The organism is Allobosea sp. LjRoot237 (genome assembly GCF_964253285.1).
Taxonomy (GTDB): Bacteria; Pseudomonadota; Alphaproteobacteria; order Rhizobiales; family Beijerinckiaceae; genus Allobosea.
Genome location: NZ_CAXUQP020000001.1, coordinates 3,811,603 through 3,833,058 on the forward strand (window position 1 = coordinate 3,811,603; position 21,456 = coordinate 3,833,058).

The following is a 21,456-nucleotide window of genomic DNA, read 5'->3' on the forward strand; positions in this document are numbered from 1 at the left end:
ATCCTGCCCGTGCGTCTTTCGTCAGGCCGGCTGCGGCACGGCGCGCGCGACCGGCTTCTCGACGATCGGCAGGTTGATCAGCGCCGAAGCGACGCCAAGTGCGACCGAAAGCCACCAGACGATGTTGTAGGAGCCGAACTGCTCATAGAGGATACCGCCGAGCAGCACGCCCAGGAAGCCGCCGACCTGGTGCGAGAAGAAGGCGAAGCCGTAGAGCATCGCCATGTACTTGGTGCCGAACATCAGCATGACCAGCGCCGAAGTCGGCGGCACGGTCGAGAGCCAGAACACGCCGATGACGATGCCGAAGGCGATCGCGGTCATCGGGCTCGGCGGCAAGAGGATGAAGGCAGCGATGGCGACCGCCCGGCCGAGATAGATCCAGGCGAGCAGATGGCGCTTGGGCATGCGCGCCGTCAGCCAGCCGGAGCCGAGCGAACCGACCGCGTTGGCAAGTCCGATCGCCGCCAGCGTCCAGCCGCCGACCCAGGCCGGCATGCCGGTGTCCTTGAGATAGGCCGGCATATGCACGGTGATGAAGGCGAGCTGGAAGCCGCAGGTGAAGAACCCCAGCACGAGCAGGACATAGCTCCGGTGCTTGAAGGCCTCGGCCAATGCCTGCGCGATGCTCTGGCCGGGCAGCGCGACCGCGCCGGGTGCAGCCGCCGGCTGGCCGGAGCCGCGCATCGCCAGCGCCACCGAGAGCGGCAGCACCGGCAGCAAGGTGAAGGCGAAGACGATCAGCGCCTGCTGCCAGCCGAGCGTCTCGATCAGGATGTTGCCGATCGGCGGGAAGAGGAATTGGCCGAAGGAGCCGGCTGCGGTGCCGGCGCCGAAGGCGAGCGGGCGCCATTGCTCGGGCAGGAGTTTGCCGAAGGCGGCGAGGATCAGATTGAAGGAGCAGGCCGAGAGGCCGAAGCCGATCAGCACGCCGGCGCCGAGATGAAGCTGCAGCGGTGTTCCGGCATAAGCCATCGTCACCAGGCCGGCAGCGTAGAGCAGCGCGCCGGCGCAGAGCACCCGCACCATGCCGAAGCGGTCGGCGATGGCACCGGCGAACGGCGCTCCCAGGCCCCAGAGCAGATTCTGGATCGCGAGCGCGAGGCTGAACGTGTCGCGGCCCCAGCCGAACTCGGAGGTCATCGGGATCTGGAACAGGCCGGCGCTGGCGCGCGGCCCGAAGCTGATCAGCGCGATCAGGCAGCCAGCGGCAACGATGATCTCCGGCGCGTAGCCGCGCTTGGCGGTGGCGGTCATGACGGGCTCCGGATCAGGAAACGTGTGTCTGCACGATAGGGCGTGCAAACCAGGCATGCCAACGCGATTTCGTTAGGTTGCGCATCACAGGATTGCATGGAGCTTCGCCTCCGCTGCTGCCACAGGCTGGCCGCGCCGATGCGTCATAGGAGGCTGAACAGGTCGACCACAAGGAAAGACGCCATGTCCACAACGACCAATGACCGCCGTATCGACTATGTCGAGTTCGTGGTCGCCGACATCCCGCGCGCCCGCAGCTTTTACGAGAAAGCCTTCGGCTGGACGATGACCGAATACGGCCCGGAATACTGCGCCTTCGCCGACGGCCGGCTGGAGGGAGGCTTCACCACGATCGGCACGGTGAGTCCCGGCGGCCCACTTGTGATCCTCTACGCCGACGATCTTTCAGCCATGCAGAAGAGCATCGAGGCGGCCGGCGGCCGGATCGTCAAGCCGGCCTTCGATTTCCCCGGCGGCCGCCGCTTCCACTTCGCCGACCCCGACGGCTACGAGCTGGCGGTCTGGTCGAAAGCTTGAGGCCAAAGAATTCGTCGGCAAACAGCACGTTTTTCTGCTATGGTCGCCTCTGCAATCTTGGAGGCGACCATGCGTGCCGTCATAGAGTTGCTGTCAGCCTACAGCTCCTGGCTGTCCCGGATGCTTCTGGTGACGCCGGAGTTCATCACCAAAGATCGACGGGGCAACATGCCGCCACCATCCGGCGGCATCGGAGCCTATTGAACCAGCGCCGCCCGCCCTTTGGGGCGGGCAATGCAAGAGCTTGCGCTATTTCCCCCAGCGCAAGGCCAACGGATCGAGCTCGCGCGCGAGCTCGAGCAGACCTTCGCGCGTCTTCGGATGCAGCGGCGTCAGCGGATGGCGGACGGCGTCCGACTTGATCACGCCGCCTGCCTTCATCACCGCCTTGGCCGAGCGCAGGCCGCATTGCCGGTTCTCGTAGTTGATGATCGGCAGGACGCGGGCATAGAGCGCCGCCGCCTCTCTGCGGTCGCCAGCGGCATGAGCGGCCAGGATCGGCTTGATCAGATCGGGGATCATCGCCGATGTCATGGTGCCGGTGGCGCCGGCGTCGAGATCGGCCATCAGCGTGATCGCTTCCTCGCCGTCGAAGGGGCCGACGATGGCGTCGCCACCCGCCTCGATCAGGGAGCGCAGCTTGCCCGCCGTGCCCGGAACCTCGATCTTGAAGTAGCGGACGAGCGGCACCTCCTTGTTGAGCCTGATCATGAACGGCACGGTCATGGTCACGCCCGAGAGCGGCGCGTCCTGCAGGATGATCGGGATACCGCAGGCATCGGCGACGATCTTGAAGTGTTCGATCATGCCCTGCTCGTCGGCCTTGAGCAGCGCGCCGTGATAGGGCGGCATCATCATCAGCATCCTGGCGCCGGCGTCAGCCGCTGCCTTGGCCCGCTGCGCGGCGATACGGGTCGAGAAATGCGAGGTGGTGACACAGACCGGCACCCGGCCGGCGACCTGCTCGATCGAGAGCCGCATGACCTCGTCGCGCTCGGCGTCGGTCAGGAGGAACTGCTCGGAGAAATTGGCGAGGATGCAGATGCCGTCGACGCCCTGGTCGACCATCAGGTCCATGACCCGGCGATTGCCGTCATGATCGACGTCGCCATTCTCGTGGAAGATCGTCGGTGCGATCGGGATGATGCCCTTGTAGGGTTCGGTCATGGCAAGGCCTCGGTTGTTCGTGGCTGGAAGAGAGTGGGAGCTACTGCGCCTGCGGGTCGCCGGCCTCGGCGAGCTCGCGTTGGTAGATGGCGAGGTCCTCGGGCGAGAAGCAACAGAAGGTGATCGCGGCGAAAGCGGCGCCGTTCCTCAGGGCGGCCGCGACCGTCGCCACGGCGATCTTCGCCGCGGGAGCGACCGGATAGCCGTAGACACCGGTGCTGATGCTCGGAAAGGCGATCGTCCGGATCCCTGCCCCGGCTGCAACCGCGAGCGACCGGCGATAGCAGGACGCCAGCAGCTCCGCCTCGCTCTGCCCGCCGCCCTGCCAGACCGGCCCGACCGTGTGGATGACGAAGCGCGCCGGCAGGCGATAGCCCTGGGTCAGCTTGGCGTCGCCAGTCTGGCAGCCGCCGAGCTTGCGGCATTCCTGCAGGAGCTCGGGACCTGCCGCGCGGTGGATCGCGCCGTCGACGGCGCCCCCACCCAGGAGCGAGTTGTTGGCCGCATTGACGATGGCGTCGACGTGAAGCGTCGTGATGTCGGCCTGGATGGCCTGAAGTCTGCCGGCGGTGGTCATGGCTGACTGTCCTTCTGCTGGTGTCGGATCGCTCCGCGAGCGCAGCGGCGATCGATGGCCATTGGCCTTGCATCGCATGACCCACTAGTCGGCGACACCGATCACGAAGGCTAGCCCCGCCGTCACGGGCGCCATCTCGGAGACGCTCAAACGTCCGATGGAGCTGGAGATTCGGCTGCGCATAAGCGTGACCGGCTTGTCGATCATCACCTGCGAGCGCTCGCGCAAGCCATTGTCCGCCGATGGCTCGATCGTGACGCGAAGGTCCGAAGCATCGACCAAGGTCGACGTCATCTGACAGACCACCACGGAAGCATGCGCGGCCGGGATTGCATCCGTCTGGATTATGACCGCCGGACACGGCTCGCCGTAATCGCCGGCAGCCGCAACGATCACGACATCGCCTCGGCTCAGACTCAACCGTCGCTCGCCGGGTTATCGAACTCGGATACAGATTCGATCCAGCGCAGGGCGTCTTCCTCCACGGAAGGGTCGAGCCTCGCGACCTGTCGAGCGATCCGCGCGCGGACCGTTGGCGACCGCGCGTCCGAAACAAGCAGGCGCACCTCGCGCAAGCCTCGTTCGCGTCGTCTACGACGCATATCGCGCATCCGCTCTGCGACCGCTGCCATGGCGATACCTCTGGTAACGAACCGAAAGCGTAACGCGTTACGAGCTTGACGGCAAGATCGCCAGCCATGCCGCCGCCGTCACGCCTTCGCCGCGCGCGCGGTCACCAGCTTGCGGATGCCGCGCCGGGTCGAGCCAATCAGCGGGAAGAGCAGGAGCGCGAGGCCGATCGCCATCAGGCTCGCCACCAGCGGGTTCGACCAGAAGATCGAGAGCGAGCCCTGGCTGAAGATCATCGACTGGCGGAAGGCATCCTCGGCCTTGTCGCCGATGACCATGGCCAGCACGAGCGGCGCGATCGGGTAGTCGAGCTTCTTGAAGAGATAGCCGACGATGCCGAAGGCGAGCGCCAGCCAGATGTCGAACTGCTTGTTGCCGACGGTGTAAGCGCCGATGAAGCACACCACGACGATCACCGGACCGATGATCGAGAACGGGATGCGCAGGATCGAGGCGAAGAGCGGCACGGTCGCGAGCACGACGATGACGGCGACGACATTGCCGAGATACATCGAGGCGATCAGGCCCCAGACGAAATCGGGCCGCTCGACGAAGAGCATCGGGCCGGGATTGAGGCCCCAGATCATCAGCCCGCCCATCATCACCGCGGCGGTCGCCGAACCAGGGATGCCCAGCGCCAGCATCGGCAGCATGGCGGCGGAGCCGGCGGCATGGTCGGCGGTCTCGGGCGAGATCACGCCCTCGGGCTCGCCCTTGCCGAACTTCTCCGGATTGCGCGAGGAGCGCTTGGCCATGGCGTAGCTCATGAACGAGGCCGCGGTCGGGCCGCCCGGCGTGATGCCCATCCAGATGCCGATGATGCTGGAGCGCAGCAGCGCCAGCCAATAGCGCGGCAGCTTCAGCGCCGTGGCGAGTACATCGCGCGGACGGACCTTGGCCTTCACCCCCTCGAAGCGCAGCCCCTCCTCCATCGTCTGCAAGAGCTCGCCGAGGCCGAACAGGCCGATCACCGCGATCAGGAAGCTGACTCCGGCGAGCAGCACGTCGAACTCGTAGGTCAGGCGGACATTGCCCGAGACCGAATCCATGCCGATCGAGGCGAAGGTGAAGCCCATCGCCATCGAGACGAGCGTCTTCAGCGGCGAGGCGCCACCGAGCCCGACGAAGCTGGCGAAGGTCATGAAGTAGACCGCGAAATACTCCGGCGAGGAGAATTTCAGCGCAAAGCGCGCGACCCAGCCCGAGAGCAGCGTGATCAGGATGACGCCCGCCATGGCGCCGAAGCCGGCCGAGAGGAAGGCGAAGGACAGCGCTTCCGTCGCCCTGCCCTGCTTGGCCATGGGATGGCCGTCGAAGGTGGTCGCGACCGAGGACGGCTCGCCGGGGATGTTGAACAGGATCGAGGTCGTCGAGCCGCCAAAGAGCGCGCCCCAATAGAGCGAGGTCAAGAGGATGATCGCCGAGACCGGGTCCATGGCGAAGGTCAGCGGCAGCATCAGCGAGACGCCGTTCGGCGCACCCAGGCCCGGTAGCACACCGACCAGGATGCCGAGCAGCACGCCGGCGAACATCAGCGCGATGTGATGGGCCGTCAGCGCGACCTCGAAGCCGTGGAGGAGCGAAGCGAAGTTTTCCATGGGAGGGCTCCGGCGCGCTGGTCTAGATCACGATGATTTTGGATCGGATCGATCCAAAATCATAAAACGTGATCGATTCTAAGGGTTTAGAGCAGGATTTCTGCGAAAAACCGGTTCCCACTTTTTCGCATCCTGCTCTAGAGGCCGAGCATCGCTTCGACCGGCCCCTTGAGCAGGCCGACCTGGGCGAATTTCTCGAGGCCGAGATAGAAGAAGGCAGCAGTACCGACCGCCGTCGCGAGTGACGAGAGCCAGCCATAGCGGCCCTGAAAACGCATCGCGAAGACGAGGTAGAGCAGCATCGCAACATACATGCCTAGCGTGACGCTGAGCACGACGAAGGCGAGCATCGGCAGCAAGAAGGACAGGACGCGCTTGCCCTGCTCCCTGTCGAGGAAGACGCCGGCGAGCGCCGCCGAACCGCCCATATGCCGGCCGATCGTCGTTGCGATCGTGCCCGCGCTGGCGAGCGCGATCAGCAGGCCACAATAGAATGGGAAGGCGCCGGGCTGCGGGCCGGAGGAATCCCAGCCGATGCCGAACTCGCGGGCGCCGTTGACGATGACGAGGCCGAAGGCAAGCGTCGCCAGCGCTGTCGCGATCTCGGCCTGGAAACGGCTGATCATCGGCGCTCTCCTTACTTTTTCTCTTCAGCAAAGCCCGTCATTCCGGACAAGCCGTGAAGCGGCGCAGATCCGGAATCCATCGTAGAGCGTCTCGTCCAACGATGGATTCCGGCGCTCCGCTTCGCTGCGGCCGGAATGACGGCGAGCTGGCAGCGGTCAGTTCACAACCCAGCCTTCGTTCTTGAAGACCTTGGCGTTGGCGGCCTCGTCCTTGGCGACGAAGTCGGTGAGTTCCTTGCCCTTCATGAAGCGGGCGGTCTGCGCGGTGCGGGCGATGAACTCGGCCCATTCCGGCGTCTTGCTGACCTTTTCCATGACGTCGGCATAGAAGGCGACGGCATCGGCCGGGACCTCGGCCGGCAGCCAGACGGTGCGCGGCATCTGGAAGGATTCGAGCGGCAGGCCGGCTTCCTTGCAGGTCGGGATGTCGCCCCAGCCCTTGCCGTCATGGATCGGATCGCTCTTGGCGAGGCGCACCGGCGAGAACACGCAAAGCGGCTTCACCTGGCCGGCCTTCCACTGGCCGATGTTCTCGTTCGGGTTGTTGGTGTTGGAATCGACATGGCCGCCGGCGAGCTGGGTTGCAGCCGCGCCACCGCCCTGGAAGGGTACGTAGATCCACTTGGCGCCGGTTGCCTCCTGGATCATCGCGGTCAGCGTCTGGTCGGTGTCCTTGGACTGGCTGCCGGCCATCTTGAAGCTGCCGGGCTTGGCCTTGGCCGCCTCGACATAGGCCTTGGCGTCGGTGAAGGGCGCATCGCCCTTGACCCAGATCAGGAACTCGTCGAGCGCCAGCGCCGAGACCGGCGTCAGGTCGGAGAGCTTGTAGCCGAGCTTGGCGACATAGGGCAGCAGATAGGCGTTGTTGGTGCCGAAGACGACCTTGTGGGCGTCGCCCTTGGCGCCCTTGCCATAGATGTAACCCTCGGCGCCGCTGCCGCCACCCTTGTTGAGCACGACGACCGGCTGCTCGACCAGCTTGTGCTTGGCGATGATCGACTGGACGATGCGAGCGAAATTGTCGGTGCCGCCGCCGGGACCCGATGTCACGACGAACTCGATCGGCTTGGTCGGCTGCCAGGCCGCGGCCGGGGCCACGACTGCAACGAAGGGCGCGACGGCCAGGCCGGCCGCAATGCAAAAACGTTTCATGCTGTTTCTCCCTGGATGATCGTTGAAATCAGGCACGGCTCTTCGCGGCCGCTTCACCGGGTCGTAATTTTCAGGCGGCCTTGCGCGCCGCCTTGCCTTCGCTCGCCATCTTGATCGCGAGCGACAGCGCCGCGCGGGTGGCGCCGAGATTGGCGATGCCCTTGCCGGCGATCTCGTAGGCGGTGCCGTGGGCCGGCGTGCAGATCGGGAACGGGAAGCCGCCGATCAGCGTGACGCCGCGGTCGAAGCCCATAAGCTTCATCGCGATCTGGCCCTGGTCGTGATACATGGTCAGCACGGCATCGAAATCGCCGTTCTTGGCGCGCAGGAACACGGTGTCGGACGGGAACGGCCCCTCGACCACGTAGCCCTTGGCCTTCGCCGCCTTCACGGCCGGCTCGATCACCTCGATCTCGTCGCGGCCGAAATTGCCGCCGTCGCCGGCGTGCGGGTTGATGCCGGCCACCGCGATGCGCGGCGGGTTGAAGCCGGCGGCCCGCAGGTTCCGGTCGGCCAGGTCGAGCGCGCGCAGGATGCGCTCCTGGGTGATGTTCTGCGCGACCTCGGAGAGCGGGATGTGCGAGGTGACGCGGGCGTTCCAGAGCTGGTCCAGCACGTTGAACTCGCTGGCCGGGCCCTCGAATGCGATCGCATCGCGGACGAAGCGGATCTCGTCGTCATAGCCCGGGTAGGCGAAGCGCATGGCCGCCTTGTTGAAGGGGGTGAAGAACACCGCGTCGGCCCGACCGGACGCAGCAAGACGCAGCGCGCGGCGGAAATTGTCGGTCGCGGCCTTGCCGCCGGCGAGCGTCGCCTTGCCGCGCTGGAGGTCGGCCGGATCATGGTTCCCGAGGTCGACGAAGATCGGCTTGCCGGCATCGGCCGGCAGGGCATCGCCCTCACCGACGACATGCAGATCAGGCTTCAGGCCGGCATCGTCGGCACCGAGCTGGAACAGGCGCAGATCGCCAAAGACGACATAGCGGGCGGCATTGCGCAGGTCGGGCTCAGCCAGGATGCGGACAGTGAGTTCCGGGCTGATGCCGGAGGGATCACCCATCGCGACCGCAATCACCGGCAAGGAAGCCTGCGCCTTGATATCCATCTCGTCCTCCCGAGGCCGGCCGCAGCCGGTTGCTTGGCTCCGGCCTATCATGGGGGACATCGCGAAAGCAAGTATGCTGTATGCAGCATAACCTAACTGCACTACCCTGCCGTGAGTCCGGCGATGGCTTCGCCTGTCCACAGGCGAGGCCGCGTCCAGTTGGAACGGCCACATTGCAGCCGGGCCGGCCGCGTTGACAGCGCGAAAGCGCCATGCCGTACAGGTACAAAGGAGAGCCGCGATGACGAACGAGGCCCGCATGTCGAGCGAGGCGCAGGACGCCTATCCGCGCATCACGCGGCGCACCTTGCACGAGGAGGTGCTCGAACGGCTGCGCGACATGATCATCGAGGGCAGGCTCGCGCCCGGACAGCGTATCAACGAAGGCGCCGTTGGGGCGCAGCTCGGCGTCTCGCGCACACCGCTGCGCGAGGCGATCAAGACGCTGGCGAGCGAAGGCCTCGTCGAGATCCAGCCGGCGAAGGGCGCGGTCGTCCGCAAGTTCTCGGCGCACGACCTGCTGCAGATCCTCGAAGTGCTGAAGACGCTGGAACAGCTCGGCGGGCGAATGACCTGTGCCCAGGCGAGCAACGAAGCCATCGCCGCGATCAAGGCGCTGCACGACGAGATGATGGAGCTCTACCGGGTCCGTAACCGGCTCGACTATTTCAAGCTGAACCAGGCGATCCACAGCGCCATCGTTGCCGCCTCTGGTAACAGCGTGCTGGTCGAGATGCACGGCACGCTCCAGGCCCGGATCAAGCGCCTGCGCTTCATCGGCAATGAAGGCCCGGAGAAATGGGCCGGCGCCGTGGCCGAGCACGAGGAGATGATCGAGGCCCTCCTGAAGCGCGACGGCGACGCGCTCGCCGTGATCATCGGCAAGCACATGGACTCGACATTGGTGCGCGTGCGCGACGTGCTCTAAGCCTGCCGCCCTTTCCCGTTGCTGAATGCCCTGTTTCGATGGCGGGCGCACCGGCACGCTTGCTGTGGAAACACGTCAGAATTCAACCGCCAAACTTACTGGACAGCGCGCCCAATGGTTGAGTACTGTACGCTGAAGCAACCAAAGATATTATAATTTTACCAAATATTGCCTTCAGGCAACCTGGTTTCCGAAGACTTCAATGTCGAGGGAAGCGCTCATGTCCTGGCTCCATGCCGTATTGAACCAGTCCCCTGAAATCGCCCTGTTCCTCTCGCTGGCGCTCGGCTACTGGATCGGCAAATTCCAGTTCGGCAAGTTCCAGCTCGGCGGGGTCGCCGGCTCGCTTCTGGTCGCGGTGATCATCAGCCAGGTCGGCGTCTCGATCGACAACGGCATCAAATCCGTCCTCTTCGCCCTGTTCATCTATGCGGTCGGCTTCGAGAGCGGGCCGCAATTCTTCCGCTCGCTCGGGCGCCAGTCGCTGCGCGAGATCGCGATGGCGACCGTGCTGGCGGTGAGCGGGCTCCTCACCGTCATCGTGCTGGCGCGCGTCTTCGGCCTCGACAAGGGGCTCGCGGCCGGCATCGCCGCCGGCGGCCTGACCCAATCGGCGATCATCGGCACGGCCGGCGCCGCGATCGGCAAGCTCGGCCTCGCTGCCGATGAAACGCAACGCCTGCAGGCCAATGTCGCGATCGGCTATGCCGTCACCTACATCTTCGGCTCGTTCGGCGCGATCATCGTCTGCGTCAACATCCTGCCCTGGTTCATGCGGCGGAGCATTCGCGACGACGCGATCAAGGCCGAGGCGGAAATGCTGGCCGGGGCGCGCAGCTACGGTGTCGGCGAGCATGCGGCGGCGCCTGACCTCATCGGACGGATCTATCGCATCGAGACCGCGGCCGGCCGCAGCGTTGCCGAGGTCGAAGGCGCCAGCGCCCAGCCGATCAGCATCGAACGGATCAAGCGGGGCGGCGCGCTGATCGGCACGGAACCGTCGCTCAAGCTCCAGTCCGGCGACATCGTCCTGCTGGTCGGGCGTCGCTCCGGCGTGGTCGGCCTGTCGCAGCAGCTCGGGCCGGAACTCGAATCCTCCGAGGGCATGGACGTGGTCGTCGTCACCCGCGACGTCGCGATCACCGCGACCGCCTTCGTCAAGCGTACCGTCGCGGAGATCCGCACATCGACGGCCGCGGATCTGCGCCATGGCGTCTACGTGGTCGCGATCAAGCGGGCCGGCACTCCGTTGCCGCTCGAGGGCGGGACGGTGATCGAACCGGGCGACGTCGCCACGCTCTACGGCACGGCCGAGGACGTGCAGCGCGTGGCGCGGCAGGTCGGCAGCGTCATCATCCCAAGCGACAAGACCGATTTCGTCTTCCACGGCTTCGGCCTCGTCGTCGGCCTGCTCATCGGCCTGCTGGTGGTCCGGTTCGGCGATATTCCGCTGACTCTCGGCAGCGGCGGCGGCGCGCTTCTCTCCGGCCTCGCTTTCGGCTGGTATCGCAGCCGCAACATGGCGCTCGGCAACATGCCGAGCGCGGCCTCGACGCTGCTGCGCGATCTCGGCCTTGCCGGCTTCGTCGCAGTGGTCGGCCTGCAATCGGGGCTGCAGGCCGTCAGCACGATCGCCGAGAAGGGCCTGTCGATCTTCCTGATCGGTGTCGTGGTGACCCTGCTGCCGCTGCTGATCACCATGCTCTTCGGCCGCTATGTCCTGCGCTACGACAACACCGCGATCTTCGCCGGCGCCCTGTCGGGCTCGCGCAGCGCCAACCCGGCCTTCGGCGAGATCCTCGACAAGGCCGGGAACTCGATCCCGACCACGCCCTTCGCCATCACCTACGCGCTCGCCAACGTCTTCCTGACCCTGCTCGGGCCGCTCGTCGTCGCCTTTGCCTGAACCGATCGGAGTTTGCCATGACCACCGATTATTCGAAGTACGCCAAGCTGAGCCCGTTCGAGCTGAAGGATGAGTTGATCAAGCTGGCCTCGGGCAAGGCGAACCGCCTGATGCTCAATGCCGGCCGCGGCAATCCCAATTTCCTGGCGACCCTGCCCCGCCGCGCCTTCTTCCGGCTCGGCCTGTTCGCCACGGCCGAGGCCGAACTCTCCTATTCCTACATGGAGAACGGCGTCGGCGGCCTGCCGAAGATCGAGGGCATCGAAGGCCGCTTCGAGCGCTTCACCGCCGAGCACCGCGACCAGCAGGGCGTCGTCTTCCTCGGTCGGGCGCTGAGCTATGTCCGCGACCAGCTCGGCCTGCCCCCCTCGGACTTCCTGCACGAGATGGTCGAAGGCATCCTTGGCAGCAATTATCCGGTGCCGCCGCGGATGCTCAGGATCAGCGAGGAGATCGTCAAGCAATACATCGTCAAGGAGATGATCGGCGGCTTCCTGCCGGCCGGCAGCATCGACCTCTTCGCCGTCGAGGGCGGCACGGCGGCGATGGCCTACATCTTCAACACGCTGAAGCAGAACGGCCTGCTCAAGCGCGGCGACAAGGTCGCGATCGGCCTGCCGGTGTTCACGCCCTATATCGAGATTCCCGAGCTCGACGAATACGGGCTCGTCGAGGTCGCGATCAACGCCGATCCGGCGCGAGGCTGGCAATTCCCGGACGAGGAGCTCGACAAGCTGAAGGACCCGGCGATCAAGATCTTCTTCTGCGTCAATCCGAGCAATCCGCCCTCGGTGAAGATGGACGACCGCAGCCTCGACCGTGTCGCCGCGATCGTGCGCGAGCACCGGCCGGACCTGTTCATCCTGACCGACGACGTCTACGGCACCTTCGCTGACGGGTTCCGCTCACTGTTCGCGACCTGCCCGCAGAACACCATGCTGGTCTACTCGTTCTCGAAATATTTCGGGGCCACGGGTTGGCGCCTCGGCGTGATCGCCACGCACAAGCAGAATGTCTTCGACCGTGCACTCGACGCCCTGCCCGAAAAGGCCAAGAAGGGCCTCGACCACCGCTATGGCTCGCTTTTGCCCGATGTGCGCTCGCTGCGCTTCATCGACCGCATCGTCGCCGACAGCCGGGCGGTGGCGCTCAACCACACCGCCGGCCTGTCGACCCCGCAGCAGGTCCAGATGGTGCTGTTCTCACTGTTCGCGCTGATGGACGAGAGCGACAGCTACAAGGCCGAGCTGAAGAAGCTGATCCGCCGGCGCGAGGCCGCGCTCTACCGCGAGCTCGGCATCGAGCAGGATACAGATCCGAACGCCGTCGACTACTACACCCTGCTCGATCTCGAGGAGATCGCCCGCAAGCTCTATGGCGACGATTTCGCCAAATGGGTCCTGGATCGTTCGGCCGCCGGCGATTTCCTGTTCCGGATCGCCGACGAGACCGGGATCGTGCTGCTGCCGGGGCGTGGCTTCGGCACGAAGCAGCCGGCGGGCCGCGCCTCGCTCGCCAATCTCAACGAGTACGAATACGCCAATATCGGCCGGGCGCTGCGCAGCATGGCCGACCAGTTCTACGCCCAGTACAAAAAGAAGAGCAGGAAGTGAGGCGCCCTGCCGCGCCTCGCATACGCCCCGTCCGACGACCATGGAGAACGCCGATGGTCCTACGGATCATCGCCGGCGCGCTAGCCGCCTCGGCCATCATCGCCTTGTCCGCAAGCCTGCCCGCAGGCCCCGCAGCAGCCTGCAACAGGATGGATGGCTGCATCCACGAATCTCAGATCGAGAATTACGGCATGATGCACGATGGCCGCATGGGCGCGGCGATGCGCAACGGCCGGGCGAGCATCGAAGCGTTCCGAGCGTTCGACGCGACGGCCCGGCAGCAGAGGCCGCCCCGGCCGGCCGCATCCGGTCCAGCCGGGCGACGTTTCTGACCCACCGGAGGCTGGCCAGTCGCCAGCGGACTCAATGCCCGCTCAGGACGAGGATCTTGATCGGCAGCACTTGCGCCTGGATGCGCAGCAGCATGGCGTGCACCAGCCCGACCGCGTCCACCGCATGCAGGGCGATGCGGCGCAACGTGCCGGTGTCCTTGGCGGCGATCACGTCGTGATTGCTGCTATAGGCGTTGGCGATGCAGCTTGAGCCCGGCGTCACGCCATCGAGCCCACCCTGATAGAGCGGCTCGAGGAAGGCGAGGATCGTTCCCGGCCGCATCACCTGCTGCGCGTCGATCAACTGCTCGCCACTGCGGATCTGACCGGCGGCGATGAAGTCCTGCACGCCGGTCACCACCATCGGGATCACCGCCCATGGCTTCGAGATGCAGGTGACCTCGGCCAGCATGCCGACCTTGATCACCTGCGCCTCGATCTGGCCGAAGCCGGCCTGCAACCTTCCACGCCCCGCCTCTTCCGGAATGATGATTCCAGCCGGCCGCATGAAGGGATTGACGATATCGCCGGCTCGCAGCGTGAACTGCTCGATATGCCCGGCGAAGCCGGCCCGCACCACGGTCTTGCCCAACTCCACCTCGGCCTGCGCCAATGCCGCCTCGGCGCTGGCGCGCTCGGCCGGCAGCAGCGTCGCGATCTTGGTCTGGGCCGCCGCCTGCGAGGCCGTCGTCGAGGCAACGGCGGCCTCGCGACCGGCCACGATGTTCTCCAGCCGCTCGATTTCGCGGGTCGCGACGACGTTTTCATTGCGCTGCCTTAGCTCGCGCTTGGTCTGCAATTCGTCGAGCCCCTGCTGCAGCGCGCTCTTCGCCTCCTGGATCTTGCCGTCATAGGCCAGGATATCGGCTTTCGCGACCACCAGCGTCGCGTCGACCTCGGCAATCTTGCGGCGGGCAGCCTCGGCGGCCGCCTCTTGCGTCCTGCTGTCGAGCGTGAAGATCGGCGCGCCCTTTTCGACCTTCTGGCTGGAGCCGACATGGACCTGCGCGACGCGGCCATTGATCTCCGGCACGATCGGCACGGTCCGGAAGAACACCGTGGCGCTGGTCGTCGACGGATGGTTGTAGAAGATCACTGTGATCAGGCCGACCGTCAGCATGACGCAGGTGACGATGCCCCAGCGCAATTCGAACCAGATCGAATAGAGCGTGATCTCCTTGCCCAGCCGCTTGCCCTGGCCGTAGCGGCGGTAAAGATAGTCCGGGACGATGGTGAAGAGCGCGCAGACGAGAAGCTCGAGCATCGCACTTCCCTCAATGCTGGCCGGTCGGCGCGGCCGCGACCGATACCTGCACCGACTTGTCGTCCGGCGGAGTGACGCCGTGCTCCACGTCCGAAGCGGCCTCCCCGCCATGGCCGGGCGCGATGCCGGCGATTTTCTCGAGCGCGCCCGCCATCCGGCCGAACATCCCGGGGATATCGGGGATGTCGATCAGAGCGAGGAACAGGCCGATAACCCAGAAGAGATGCACATGGGTGAACAGTGCGAGCAGACCGAGCACGGCGACGATCTCGAACTGCAGCTTGTGGGTCTTGTGGGCGATGCGTTCGGGCAAGGTGTGCAGGCGCAGGAAGAGCAGGCCGATGCCGAGCACGGCGCCGATCAGGATGACCGCCGCGGCGACCATCAGATAATCGGTCCCGCCCGGGCTGGTGATGAACGCCGGCAGGTGATGCGGGGCCGCGGGATGAAGTTGTTCCGCCATGCCATCCCCCCGGATCGATCGACGACCTAACGGGAGGTGACTGGCAAATCATGCGGGAGTCAACTTGCTCAAGCCGGACTGCCGCCATCCCGTCTTGACAGGCAGGCGCCCCTCGCTTCCGCTGCCGGCAAGAAGCCGACAGGGGGAACGCGATCCATGCTGACGCTGCGCCAGATCGAGGTGGTCCGGGCGATCATGATCACCGGCACGATCGCCGGCGCGGCCAAGCTGCTCAACGTCTCGGCACCGGGCATCAGCCGGCTGATGAAGCACACCGAGCGGACGCTCCGGCTCAAGCTGTTCGACCGCCGGCACGGCCGTTATGTGCCGACCCCTGAAGCCAAGGACATCTTCGAGCAGATCAACGGCGTCTACCGCAAGGTCGACGACCTGCACTCGATGCTGGCGCGGATCGAGCGCGGCGGCGATGTCGAGTTCAAGCTCGGCTCAGTGCCAAGCATCTGCCACGTCATGGTGCCGCGCGCGATCGAGCGTCTCAGGCGCAAGCATCCCGACCTGCGCATCGACATCAACATCCTGAAGATCGAGGAGGCGCTCGACTACCTTCTGCTCGGCAAGGGCGAGATCGTGGCGATGAGCTACAAGCTTGATCATCCCGGGTTGGACTTCATGCCGTTGGCGATGGGCGAGCTGCTGTGCATCGTTCCGCAGAACCACGCGCTCGCCGGGCGCACCAGCATCTCCGCGCGCGAGATCGTCCAGCATCCGCTGATCGGAATCGACCCGACCGATCCCTATGGGCGGATCATGAGCGAGATCTTCGAGCGCCAGAAGCTCCGCTATGAGATGGCGATCAAGGCACGCTTCGGGACCACGGTCTGCTCGCTGGTGCGCGCGGGCCTCGGCATCGCCATCATCGACCAGTTCACCGTCGCGCACGGCTCGATGCAGGGGATCGTCACGATCCCGATCGAAGAGCCGACCTGCTTCCAGACCTATGTCGCGATGAAGAATGACAAGGCGCCCTCGCTCTACGCCGAAACCTTCGTCCGCCTGCTGCGCGAGGAGATGACCGCCGTCATCTCACCGCGACTCGCCGCAGAAAGATAACACCAAGTTAGGCTACAGCGACGAATTGGTTATCGCGTTACGGCTTCAAATCGGCTTAGCTGCAGGCTATTGCGCAAGCCCGCCAAGACGAGCGCGCCGGATAAAAGTGAGAGGCGGATTCACCGATCATGCTGATTCAGCCTGATCGGATCCGGCTCTAGAGGGAACGGAATGTCGACCATCGTCACCGCCAGGAAGAGCAAACGCGTGCTGCTCGGGCTGCTCGGCTCGCCGATTGCGCATTCGGCGACACCGGCGGCGCAGGAAGCGGCGGCGCGCGCCGCCGGAATCGAGGCGCATTACCATCTCATCGAGGTCGCCGGCGCCGGGCGCGACGATCTCGTCGCAATGCTCGACGGCATCCGCCGGCTCGGCTTCTCCGGCATCAACGTCACCTTCCCCTACAAGGAAGCGGTCGTGCCGCTGCTCGACGGACTGTCCGAGCAGGCTGCCGCAATGGGCGCGGTCAACACCATCGTCGTCGACGGCGGAAAGCTGACCGGCCACAACACCGATGCCACCGGCTTCGCCACCGCCTATCGCCGGCTCGGCCGGCAGGATGGCGACAAGCCGGTCGCGATCATCGGCGCGGGCGGCGTCGGCAAGGCGATCGCCTTCGCCTTGGCCGGCAGCGGCGTCAGTCGCCTCAGGCTCTACGACACCGATTGGGCCAAGGCTGAGGCACTCGCAGCCGCTCTGGGCGAGCGCGCCGAGACCGTGATCTCGACCAGCGCCGAGGATGCGGCCGAGGGCGCCGCCGGCATCGTCAACGGCACGCCGATCGGCATGCTGCCGGACCGTGGCATCCCGATCACGGCGGATGCGATCCATGCGTCGCAATGGGTTGCCGACGCAGTCTACTACCCGCTCTTTACTCCGCTGTTGAAAGCGGCGCAAAAGGCCGGCGCGACCGTGATGACCGGGCGCGAGCTCGCCATCCACCAGGCGGTCGACGCCTTCCGGCTGTTCACCGGGCTGGAGGCGTCGGAGACCGTGATCGGCGCCGCCTTCGACGCCGTGATCGCGGCGCGCGAGGGAGCCGAACGGGCTGCCTGAGCAAGACGACCCGGCATCACCGGGCGGGGATCAAAAGACGTAAAGACGAGTGGAGGAAACGAGAATGAAGAAGCACTGGATCATTGCCGCTGTGCTCGGCATGGCCGTCAGCCTGCCCGCATTGGCGCAGGACAAGGTCAAACTGGTCGACGTCGTCGAACTCTCGGGCGCAGGCGCGACCGCCGGCACCAATTGGAAGAACGGCATCGACCTCGCTGTCGCCGACATCAACGCCAAGGGCGGCATCCTCGGCAAGCAGATCGAGATCGTCCACTACGACACCCAGACCAATCCGGGTAACACCCGCGCCGCCGTGCAGCGCGCCATCGACGAGGGCACCTATGCCGTGCTCGGCCCGGTCTTCTCCGGCCCGATCGGCGCCTCCATGCAGATCGCCCAGCGTGCCGAGATCGCCCAGCTCGTCGGCGGCGAGGCGGCGGGCCTGACCAAGCAGGGCAACCAATACCTGTTCCGCACCTCGCTCAGCCAGAGCGCGGCGATGCCGAAGATCGCCAAATACCTCAAGGACACGGTCAAGGCCGGCTCGGTCGCTGTCGTCTGGGTCAACAACGACTTCGGCAAGGGCGGGCGCGACGCGATCATCCCCGAGCTGGAGAAGGCCGGCATCAAGCTCGCCGCCGATGTCGCCACCGAGCAGGGCCAGGCCGACTTCGCCGCCGACGCGATCAAGATCAAGAACGCCAATGCCGATGCTGTCTTCGTCTATCTGAACGAGGAGGAGAGCGCCCGCTTCCTGCGCGCCGCCAAGCAGCAGGGCATCACCAAGCCGATGGTCGGCGAGACGACGCTGCTCGGCGCCAAGGTGATCGAGCTCGCCGGCGATGCCGCCAATGGCGTCAAGGGCCATGTCGGCCTCTCGATCGACGCGCCGATCCCGGCCTTCCAGGAGTTCGGCAAGAAGTTCCAGGCCAAGTACAACTACGCCTCCGACCATAACGGTCTGAAGGGCTACATGGCCGTCTACATGATCAAGTGGGCGACCGAGAAGCAGAAGAAATTCGACAAGAAGGGCGTCGCCGACACGCTGCGGGGCGCCACGATCAAGACCTCGGAAGAGCCGGGCATCCTGATCGAGACCACCGTCGAGAAGAATGGCGACCTCGACCGCGAAAGCTTCCTCGCCGAGGTCAAGGACGGCAAGCAGGTGATCACGGCGACCCTGCCGAAGATCAACCCGTAAGAGCGACGAACGCCGTGTCACTATGAGCGGCAGACAGGACAAGCGCGGGGAACCCCTCTCCCGGATGGGAGAGGGGCAGGGGTGAGGGACCGCCGCCGATCGTAAAGGCGCTATGGTTCCGTTGCGCCCCCTGCGGATAGAGCAGGCCCTCATCCCTGCCCTTCTCCCACACGGGAGAAGGGTTCCCCGCGGATGTTCCACCCGTCGGCATTTTCTGGAAAGCCTTGGCTACAACAAGCTTTCCAGCCCACGGCCCAACACCAAGCGAGACACCGCCATGGCCGAATTCCTCGCCTATCTCATCGCCGGCATCGCCACGGGCGCGATCTATGCCCTCGCCGCGATCGGCTTCACCCTGGTCTGGCAGACCTCGCAGACGATCAACTTCGCCCAGGGTGAGTTCGTCATGCTGCCGGCCGTGCTGGTCCTGCTCGCGATCAAACTTTTCGGCGCGCCGATCTGGCTCGGCGCCCTGATCGGCATCGCCGCCTTCATCCTGATCTTCGGCGTCGGCTTCAAGCTCGCCGTGGTCGACCCGATGATCCGGCACGGCGTATTGCCGCTCGCCATCGCCACCATGGCACTGTCGATCATCATGAAGGAAGGCGCCAAGGACGGCTTCTCGGCCGAGGCGCAGAAATTCCCCTCATTCGTGCCGACCGAGACGATCTCGGTGTTTGGCGCGGCGATCTCGCTGCAGCATGTCGCGATCATCGCGGTCGCCTTCGCCGTGATCGGCCTGCTGCAATGGTTCGTCGGAGGCACCCGGCTCGGCCGCCAGATGCAGGCGACCGCGCAAAACCCGACGGTGGCGCGCATCCTCGGCATCCCCGTCGAGCGCATGGTGCTGCTGACCTTCGTGATCAACGCGGCGCTCGCGGTCGTCGCCTCGGTGCTGATCTCGCCGATCTATCTGGCGAAGTTCTCGAATGGCGAGGTGATCGGCCTGTTCGCCTTCATCGCGGCGATCGTCGGCGGCTTCAACCAGGTCCGCGGCGCCCTCGTCGGCGGGTTGATCGTCGGCATCGTCGACAGCATGGCGGCGGCCTACATCTCGACCTCCTACCGGCTCGCCGTCCCGCTCGTGCTCCTGGTCGTCGTCATCCTCGTCAAGCCGGAAGGCCTGATGGGCCGCAAAGAGGAGCGCCGGGTATGACCGCGCCCGCAACCCATGGCGCCGCCCCGGCAGCGCGCCGCCTGCCCCTCCCCGCTTCCGTCGACGGCACGCTGCTGACGCTGGTCGCCGCTGCGATCCTCCTCTGGTTCGCCCCCTCCGGCATGGGCCGCTACGGCACCTATGTGCTCTCGCTCTGGCTGGTGATGAGCGTCGCCGTGATGGGCCTCAATCTGACGCTCGGTTATGCCGGCCTGAAATCGCTGGCCCAGGCCGCCTTCATGGGCATCGGCGCCTATGCGACCGCCCTGCTGACCAGCAAGGTCGGCCTCAACTGGTACGCCTCCTTCGCGATCTCGGGCCTGCTGACCTTCGCCGTCGGGCTCGTGCTCGGTTTCCCGGCGCTCAGGGTCAAGGCGCACTATCTCGCCTTCGTCACCCTCGCCTTCTCGACGCTGATCTGGCTCGTCCTGCGCAATGAGCAATGGCTGACCGGCGGCGTCTTCGGCCTCTCCAACATCCCGCGGCCGAGCTTCTTCGGCCTCAAGCTCGACGGCGCGCTTGCCTTCCATCGCTTCGTCGTCGTCGTCACCTTCCTGCTCGCGGTCGGGCTCTGGTGGATGATCCGCTCGCCATGGGGCCGCGCCTTCACGGCGTTGCGCGAGAATCCGATCCGCGCTGCGAGCCTCGGCATCGACACCCGCATGTACACGCTGCTCGCCTTCGCGATCGGCTCGGCCTATGCCGGCTTCGCCGGCGCGCTCTATGCGCCACTGGTCGAATTCATCGACCCCTCGCCCTTCTCGCTATCGCAGAGCTTCTTCCTGCTGCTGATGGTGGTCGCCGGTGGCGCCGGCTACCTGCTCGGGCCCTTCATCGGCGCGCTGCTCGGCGTCGTGCTGCCGGAATGGCTGCGCTTTGCCGGCTCGCTCTACCTGATCATCTTCGCGGCGATCGTCATGCTGCTGCTGATCGCCTGCCCGCAGGGTATGAGCGGCCTGCTCGAGCGCGGCTGGAATCGATTGACTGGCAAGACAGGAGGCAGCCGATGACCCAGGTCCTCGAAGTCTCGAACCTCCACAAGGCCTTCGGCGGCATCAAGGCGGTGAACGGCGTCTCCTTCTCCGTGAAGGAAGGCGAGATCCTCGGCATCATCGGCCCGAACGGCTGCGGCAAGTCGACCTTGTTCAACTGCATCCTCGGCCAGCTCGAGCCGACCGAGGGCGCGGTCAAGCTCGACGGGCTAGATGTCACCAATATGCGCCCGTCCGAGCTCAACCGGCTCGGTGTCAGCCGCACCTTCCAGCTGCTGCAGGTCTTCCCCGAGCTCTCGGTACGCGAGAACCTGATCCTCGCCGGCCAGGAGCACGAGGGCACGATGCTGTCGCGCTTCTTCGGAGCTCGTGACGCTGGCCTGAGCCAGTCCGCGGAGAAGATGATCGGCTTCTTCAAGCTCGGTCATCTCGCCGACGCCAAGGCCGGCGGGCTCTCCTACGGCCAGCAGAAACTGCTCGACGCCGCCATGGCCTTCATGGCGGGCCCGCGCCTCGTCCTGCTCGACGAGCCGGCCGGCGGCGTCAACCTGACCATGCTGGGTGACTTGAAGGAGCGCCTGCGCGCCATCAACGCCGAGCAGGGCGCGACCTTCGTGGTGATCGAGCACAACATGGATTTCGTGATGTCGCTCTGCTCGCGCGTCATCGTGCTGGCCGAAGGCAAGGTTCTGGCCGAGGGCACGCCAGCCGAGGTCCGCGCCAATCCGGCGGTCATCGAAGCTTACCTGGGGCACTGAGCGCAATGGGAACCGCAGCGCGTACTCCCCTCCCCCTTGTGGGGAGGGGTTGGGGGTGGGGGTCGAT

The 21,456-nt window shown here is 65.7% G+C and carries 23 protein-coding genes; 12 read left to right on the plus strand and 11 right to left on the minus strand.

Going from position 1 to position 21,456, the window contains the following annotated elements; translation table 11 throughout:
- Positions 1-21: 21 nt before the first annotated feature.
- Positions 22-1,257, minus strand: a complete 1,236-nt coding sequence (locus tag ACSQ24_RS18480; protein ID WP_436096087.1) for an MFS transporter — start codon at positions 1,255-1,257, stop codon at positions 22-24.
- A 183-nt stretch (positions 1,258-1,440) separates the two neighbouring features.
- Between ACSQ24_RS18480 and ACSQ24_RS18485 the strand changes: the two genes are divergently transcribed.
- Together ACSQ24_RS18485 and ACSQ24_RS18490 are read left to right on the plus strand one after the other, a co-directional pair.
- On the plus strand, positions 1,441-1,794 hold the full coding sequence (locus ACSQ24_RS18485) for a VOC family protein (RefSeq protein WP_436096088.1): 354 nt from the start codon (positions 1,441-1,443) through the stop codon (positions 1,792-1,794).
- A gap of 69 nt (positions 1,795-1,863) precedes the next feature.
- Complete coding sequence (locus ACSQ24_RS18490; RefSeq protein ID WP_436096089.1) at positions 1,864-1,998, plus strand: hypothetical protein; 135 nt, start codon at positions 1,864-1,866, stop codon at positions 1,996-1,998.
- 45 nt (positions 1,999-2,043) lie between these two features.
- Here the strand turns inward: ACSQ24_RS18490 and ACSQ24_RS18495 are convergent, their stop codons facing one another.
- From ACSQ24_RS18495 to ACSQ24_RS18530, 8 genes are all read right to left on the minus strand, one after another.
- Positions 2,044-2,961, minus strand: a complete 918-nt coding sequence (locus ACSQ24_RS18495; RefSeq protein ID WP_436096090.1) for a dihydrodipicolinate synthase family protein — start codon at positions 2,959-2,961, stop codon at positions 2,044-2,046.
- Positions 2,962-3,001: 40 nt separating this feature from the next.
- Positions 3,002-3,538 carry an O-acetyl-ADP-ribose deacetylase gene (locus tag ACSQ24_RS18500; protein WP_436096091.1) on the minus strand — a complete coding sequence of 179 codons (537 nt, stop codon included), beginning with the start codon at positions 3,536-3,538 and terminating at the stop codon, positions 3,002-3,004.
- Between the two features lie 84 nt (positions 3,539-3,622).
- On the minus strand, positions 3,623-3,934 hold the full coding sequence (locus tag ACSQ24_RS18505; RefSeq protein WP_436096092.1) for a type II toxin-antitoxin system PemK/MazF family toxin: 312 nt from the start codon (positions 3,932-3,934) through the stop codon (positions 3,623-3,625).
- A 20-nt stretch (positions 3,935-3,954) separates the two neighbouring features.
- Positions 3,955-4,170 carry an antitoxin MazE-like protein gene (locus ACSQ24_RS18510; RefSeq protein WP_436096093.1) on the minus strand — a complete coding sequence of 72 codons (216 nt, stop codon included), beginning with the start codon at positions 4,168-4,170 and terminating at the stop codon, positions 3,955-3,957.
- Between the two features lie 78 nt (positions 4,171-4,248).
- Entirely contained in the window at positions 4,249-5,766 is a 1,518-nt protein-coding gene (locus ACSQ24_RS18515) for a tripartite tricarboxylate transporter permease (RefSeq protein ID WP_436096094.1), read from the minus strand.
- Between the two features lie 137 nt (positions 5,767-5,903).
- Positions 5,904-6,392, minus strand: a complete 489-nt coding sequence (locus ACSQ24_RS18520) for a tripartite tricarboxylate transporter TctB family protein (protein WP_436096095.1) — start codon at positions 6,390-6,392, stop codon at positions 5,904-5,906.
- Positions 6,393-6,548: 156 nt separating this feature from the next.
- Positions 6,549-7,544 (minus strand): tripartite tricarboxylate transporter substrate binding protein, encoded by a 996-nt coding sequence (locus ACSQ24_RS18525; protein WP_436096096.1) that lies wholly within the window; start codon positions 7,542-7,544, stop codon positions 6,549-6,551.
- A gap of 70 nt (positions 7,545-7,614) precedes the next feature.
- Positions 7,615-8,649: a 4-hydroxythreonine-4-phosphate dehydrogenase PdxA gene (locus tag ACSQ24_RS18530; protein ID WP_436096097.1), complete on the minus strand. Its 1,035-nt coding sequence runs from the start codon at positions 8,647-8,649 to the stop codon at positions 7,615-7,617.
- Positions 8,650-8,890: 241 nt separating this feature from the next.
- Between ACSQ24_RS18530 and ACSQ24_RS18535 the strand changes: the two genes are divergently transcribed.
- The 4 genes from ACSQ24_RS18535 to ACSQ24_RS18550 all read left to right on the plus strand — a co-directional run bounded on the left by ACSQ24_RS18535 (position 8,891) and on the right by ACSQ24_RS18550 (position 13,428).
- Entirely contained in the window at positions 8,891-9,577 is a 687-nt protein-coding gene (locus ACSQ24_RS18535; RefSeq protein ID WP_436096098.1) for a GntR family transcriptional regulator, read from the plus strand.
- Positions 9,578-9,797: 220 nt separating this feature from the next.
- Positions 9,798-11,483, plus strand: coding sequence for an aspartate-alanine antiporter (aspT, locus tag ACSQ24_RS18540; protein WP_436096099.1), 1,686 nt, complete (start codon positions 9,798-9,800; stop codon positions 11,481-11,483).
- Positions 11,484-11,500: 17 nt separating this feature from the next.
- Positions 11,501-13,096: a bifunctional aspartate transaminase/aspartate 4-decarboxylase gene (locus tag ACSQ24_RS18545; protein ID WP_436096100.1), complete on the plus strand. Its 1,596-nt coding sequence runs from the start codon at positions 11,501-11,503 to the stop codon at positions 13,094-13,096.
- A 53-nt stretch (positions 13,097-13,149) separates the two neighbouring features.
- Positions 13,150-13,428 (plus strand): hypothetical protein, encoded by a 279-nt coding sequence (locus ACSQ24_RS18550; protein ID WP_436096101.1) that lies wholly within the window; start codon positions 13,150-13,152, stop codon positions 13,426-13,428.
- A 31-nt stretch (positions 13,429-13,459) separates the two neighbouring features.
- On the opposite strand, the gene ACSQ24_RS18555 is transcribed toward ACSQ24_RS18550, so the two are convergent.
- Positions 13,460-14,692: an HlyD family secretion protein gene (locus ACSQ24_RS18555; RefSeq protein ID WP_436096102.1), complete on the minus strand. Its 1,233-nt coding sequence runs from the start codon at positions 14,690-14,692 to the stop codon at positions 13,460-13,462.
- Between the two features lie 10 nt (positions 14,693-14,702).
- Positions 14,703-15,155, minus strand: a complete 453-nt coding sequence (locus tag ACSQ24_RS18560; protein ID WP_436096103.1) for a hypothetical protein — start codon at positions 15,153-15,155, stop codon at positions 14,703-14,705.
- Positions 15,156-15,311: 156 nt separating this feature from the next.
- Between ACSQ24_RS18560 and ACSQ24_RS18565 the strand changes: the two genes are divergently transcribed.
- From ACSQ24_RS18565 to ACSQ24_RS18590, 6 genes are all read left to right on the plus strand, one after another.
- Positions 15,312-16,226, plus strand: a complete 915-nt coding sequence (locus ACSQ24_RS18565) for a LysR family transcriptional regulator (RefSeq protein ID WP_436096104.1) — start codon at positions 15,312-15,314, stop codon at positions 16,224-16,226.
- Positions 16,227-16,397: 171 nt separating this feature from the next.
- Positions 16,398-17,282 carry a shikimate dehydrogenase gene (locus ACSQ24_RS18570; RefSeq protein ID WP_436096105.1) on the plus strand — a complete coding sequence of 295 codons (885 nt, stop codon included), beginning with the start codon at positions 16,398-16,400 and terminating at the stop codon, positions 17,280-17,282.
- Positions 17,283-17,346: 64 nt separating this feature from the next.
- Positions 17,347-18,483 carry an ABC transporter substrate-binding protein gene (locus ACSQ24_RS18575; protein ID WP_436096106.1) on the plus strand — a complete coding sequence of 379 codons (1,137 nt, stop codon included), beginning with the start codon at positions 17,347-17,349 and terminating at the stop codon, positions 18,481-18,483.
- A 277-nt stretch (positions 18,484-18,760) separates the two neighbouring features.
- Positions 18,761-19,639 carry a branched-chain amino acid ABC transporter permease gene (locus tag ACSQ24_RS18580; protein ID WP_436096107.1) on the plus strand — a complete coding sequence of 293 codons (879 nt, stop codon included), beginning with the start codon at positions 18,761-18,763 and terminating at the stop codon, positions 19,637-19,639.
- Complete coding sequence (locus ACSQ24_RS18585; protein ID WP_436096108.1) at positions 19,636-20,649, plus strand: branched-chain amino acid ABC transporter permease; 1,014 nt, start codon at positions 19,636-19,638, stop codon at positions 20,647-20,649. The genes ACSQ24_RS18580 and ACSQ24_RS18585 overlap by 4 nt, the downstream gene beginning before the upstream one ends.
- Positions 20,646-21,389, plus strand: coding sequence for an ABC transporter ATP-binding protein (locus ACSQ24_RS18590; RefSeq protein WP_436096109.1), 744 nt, complete (start codon positions 20,646-20,648; stop codon positions 21,387-21,389). Before ACSQ24_RS18585 ends, ACSQ24_RS18590 begins: the two co-directional genes overlap by 4 nt.
- The last annotated feature ends 67 nt before the right edge of the window (positions 21,390-21,456 follow it).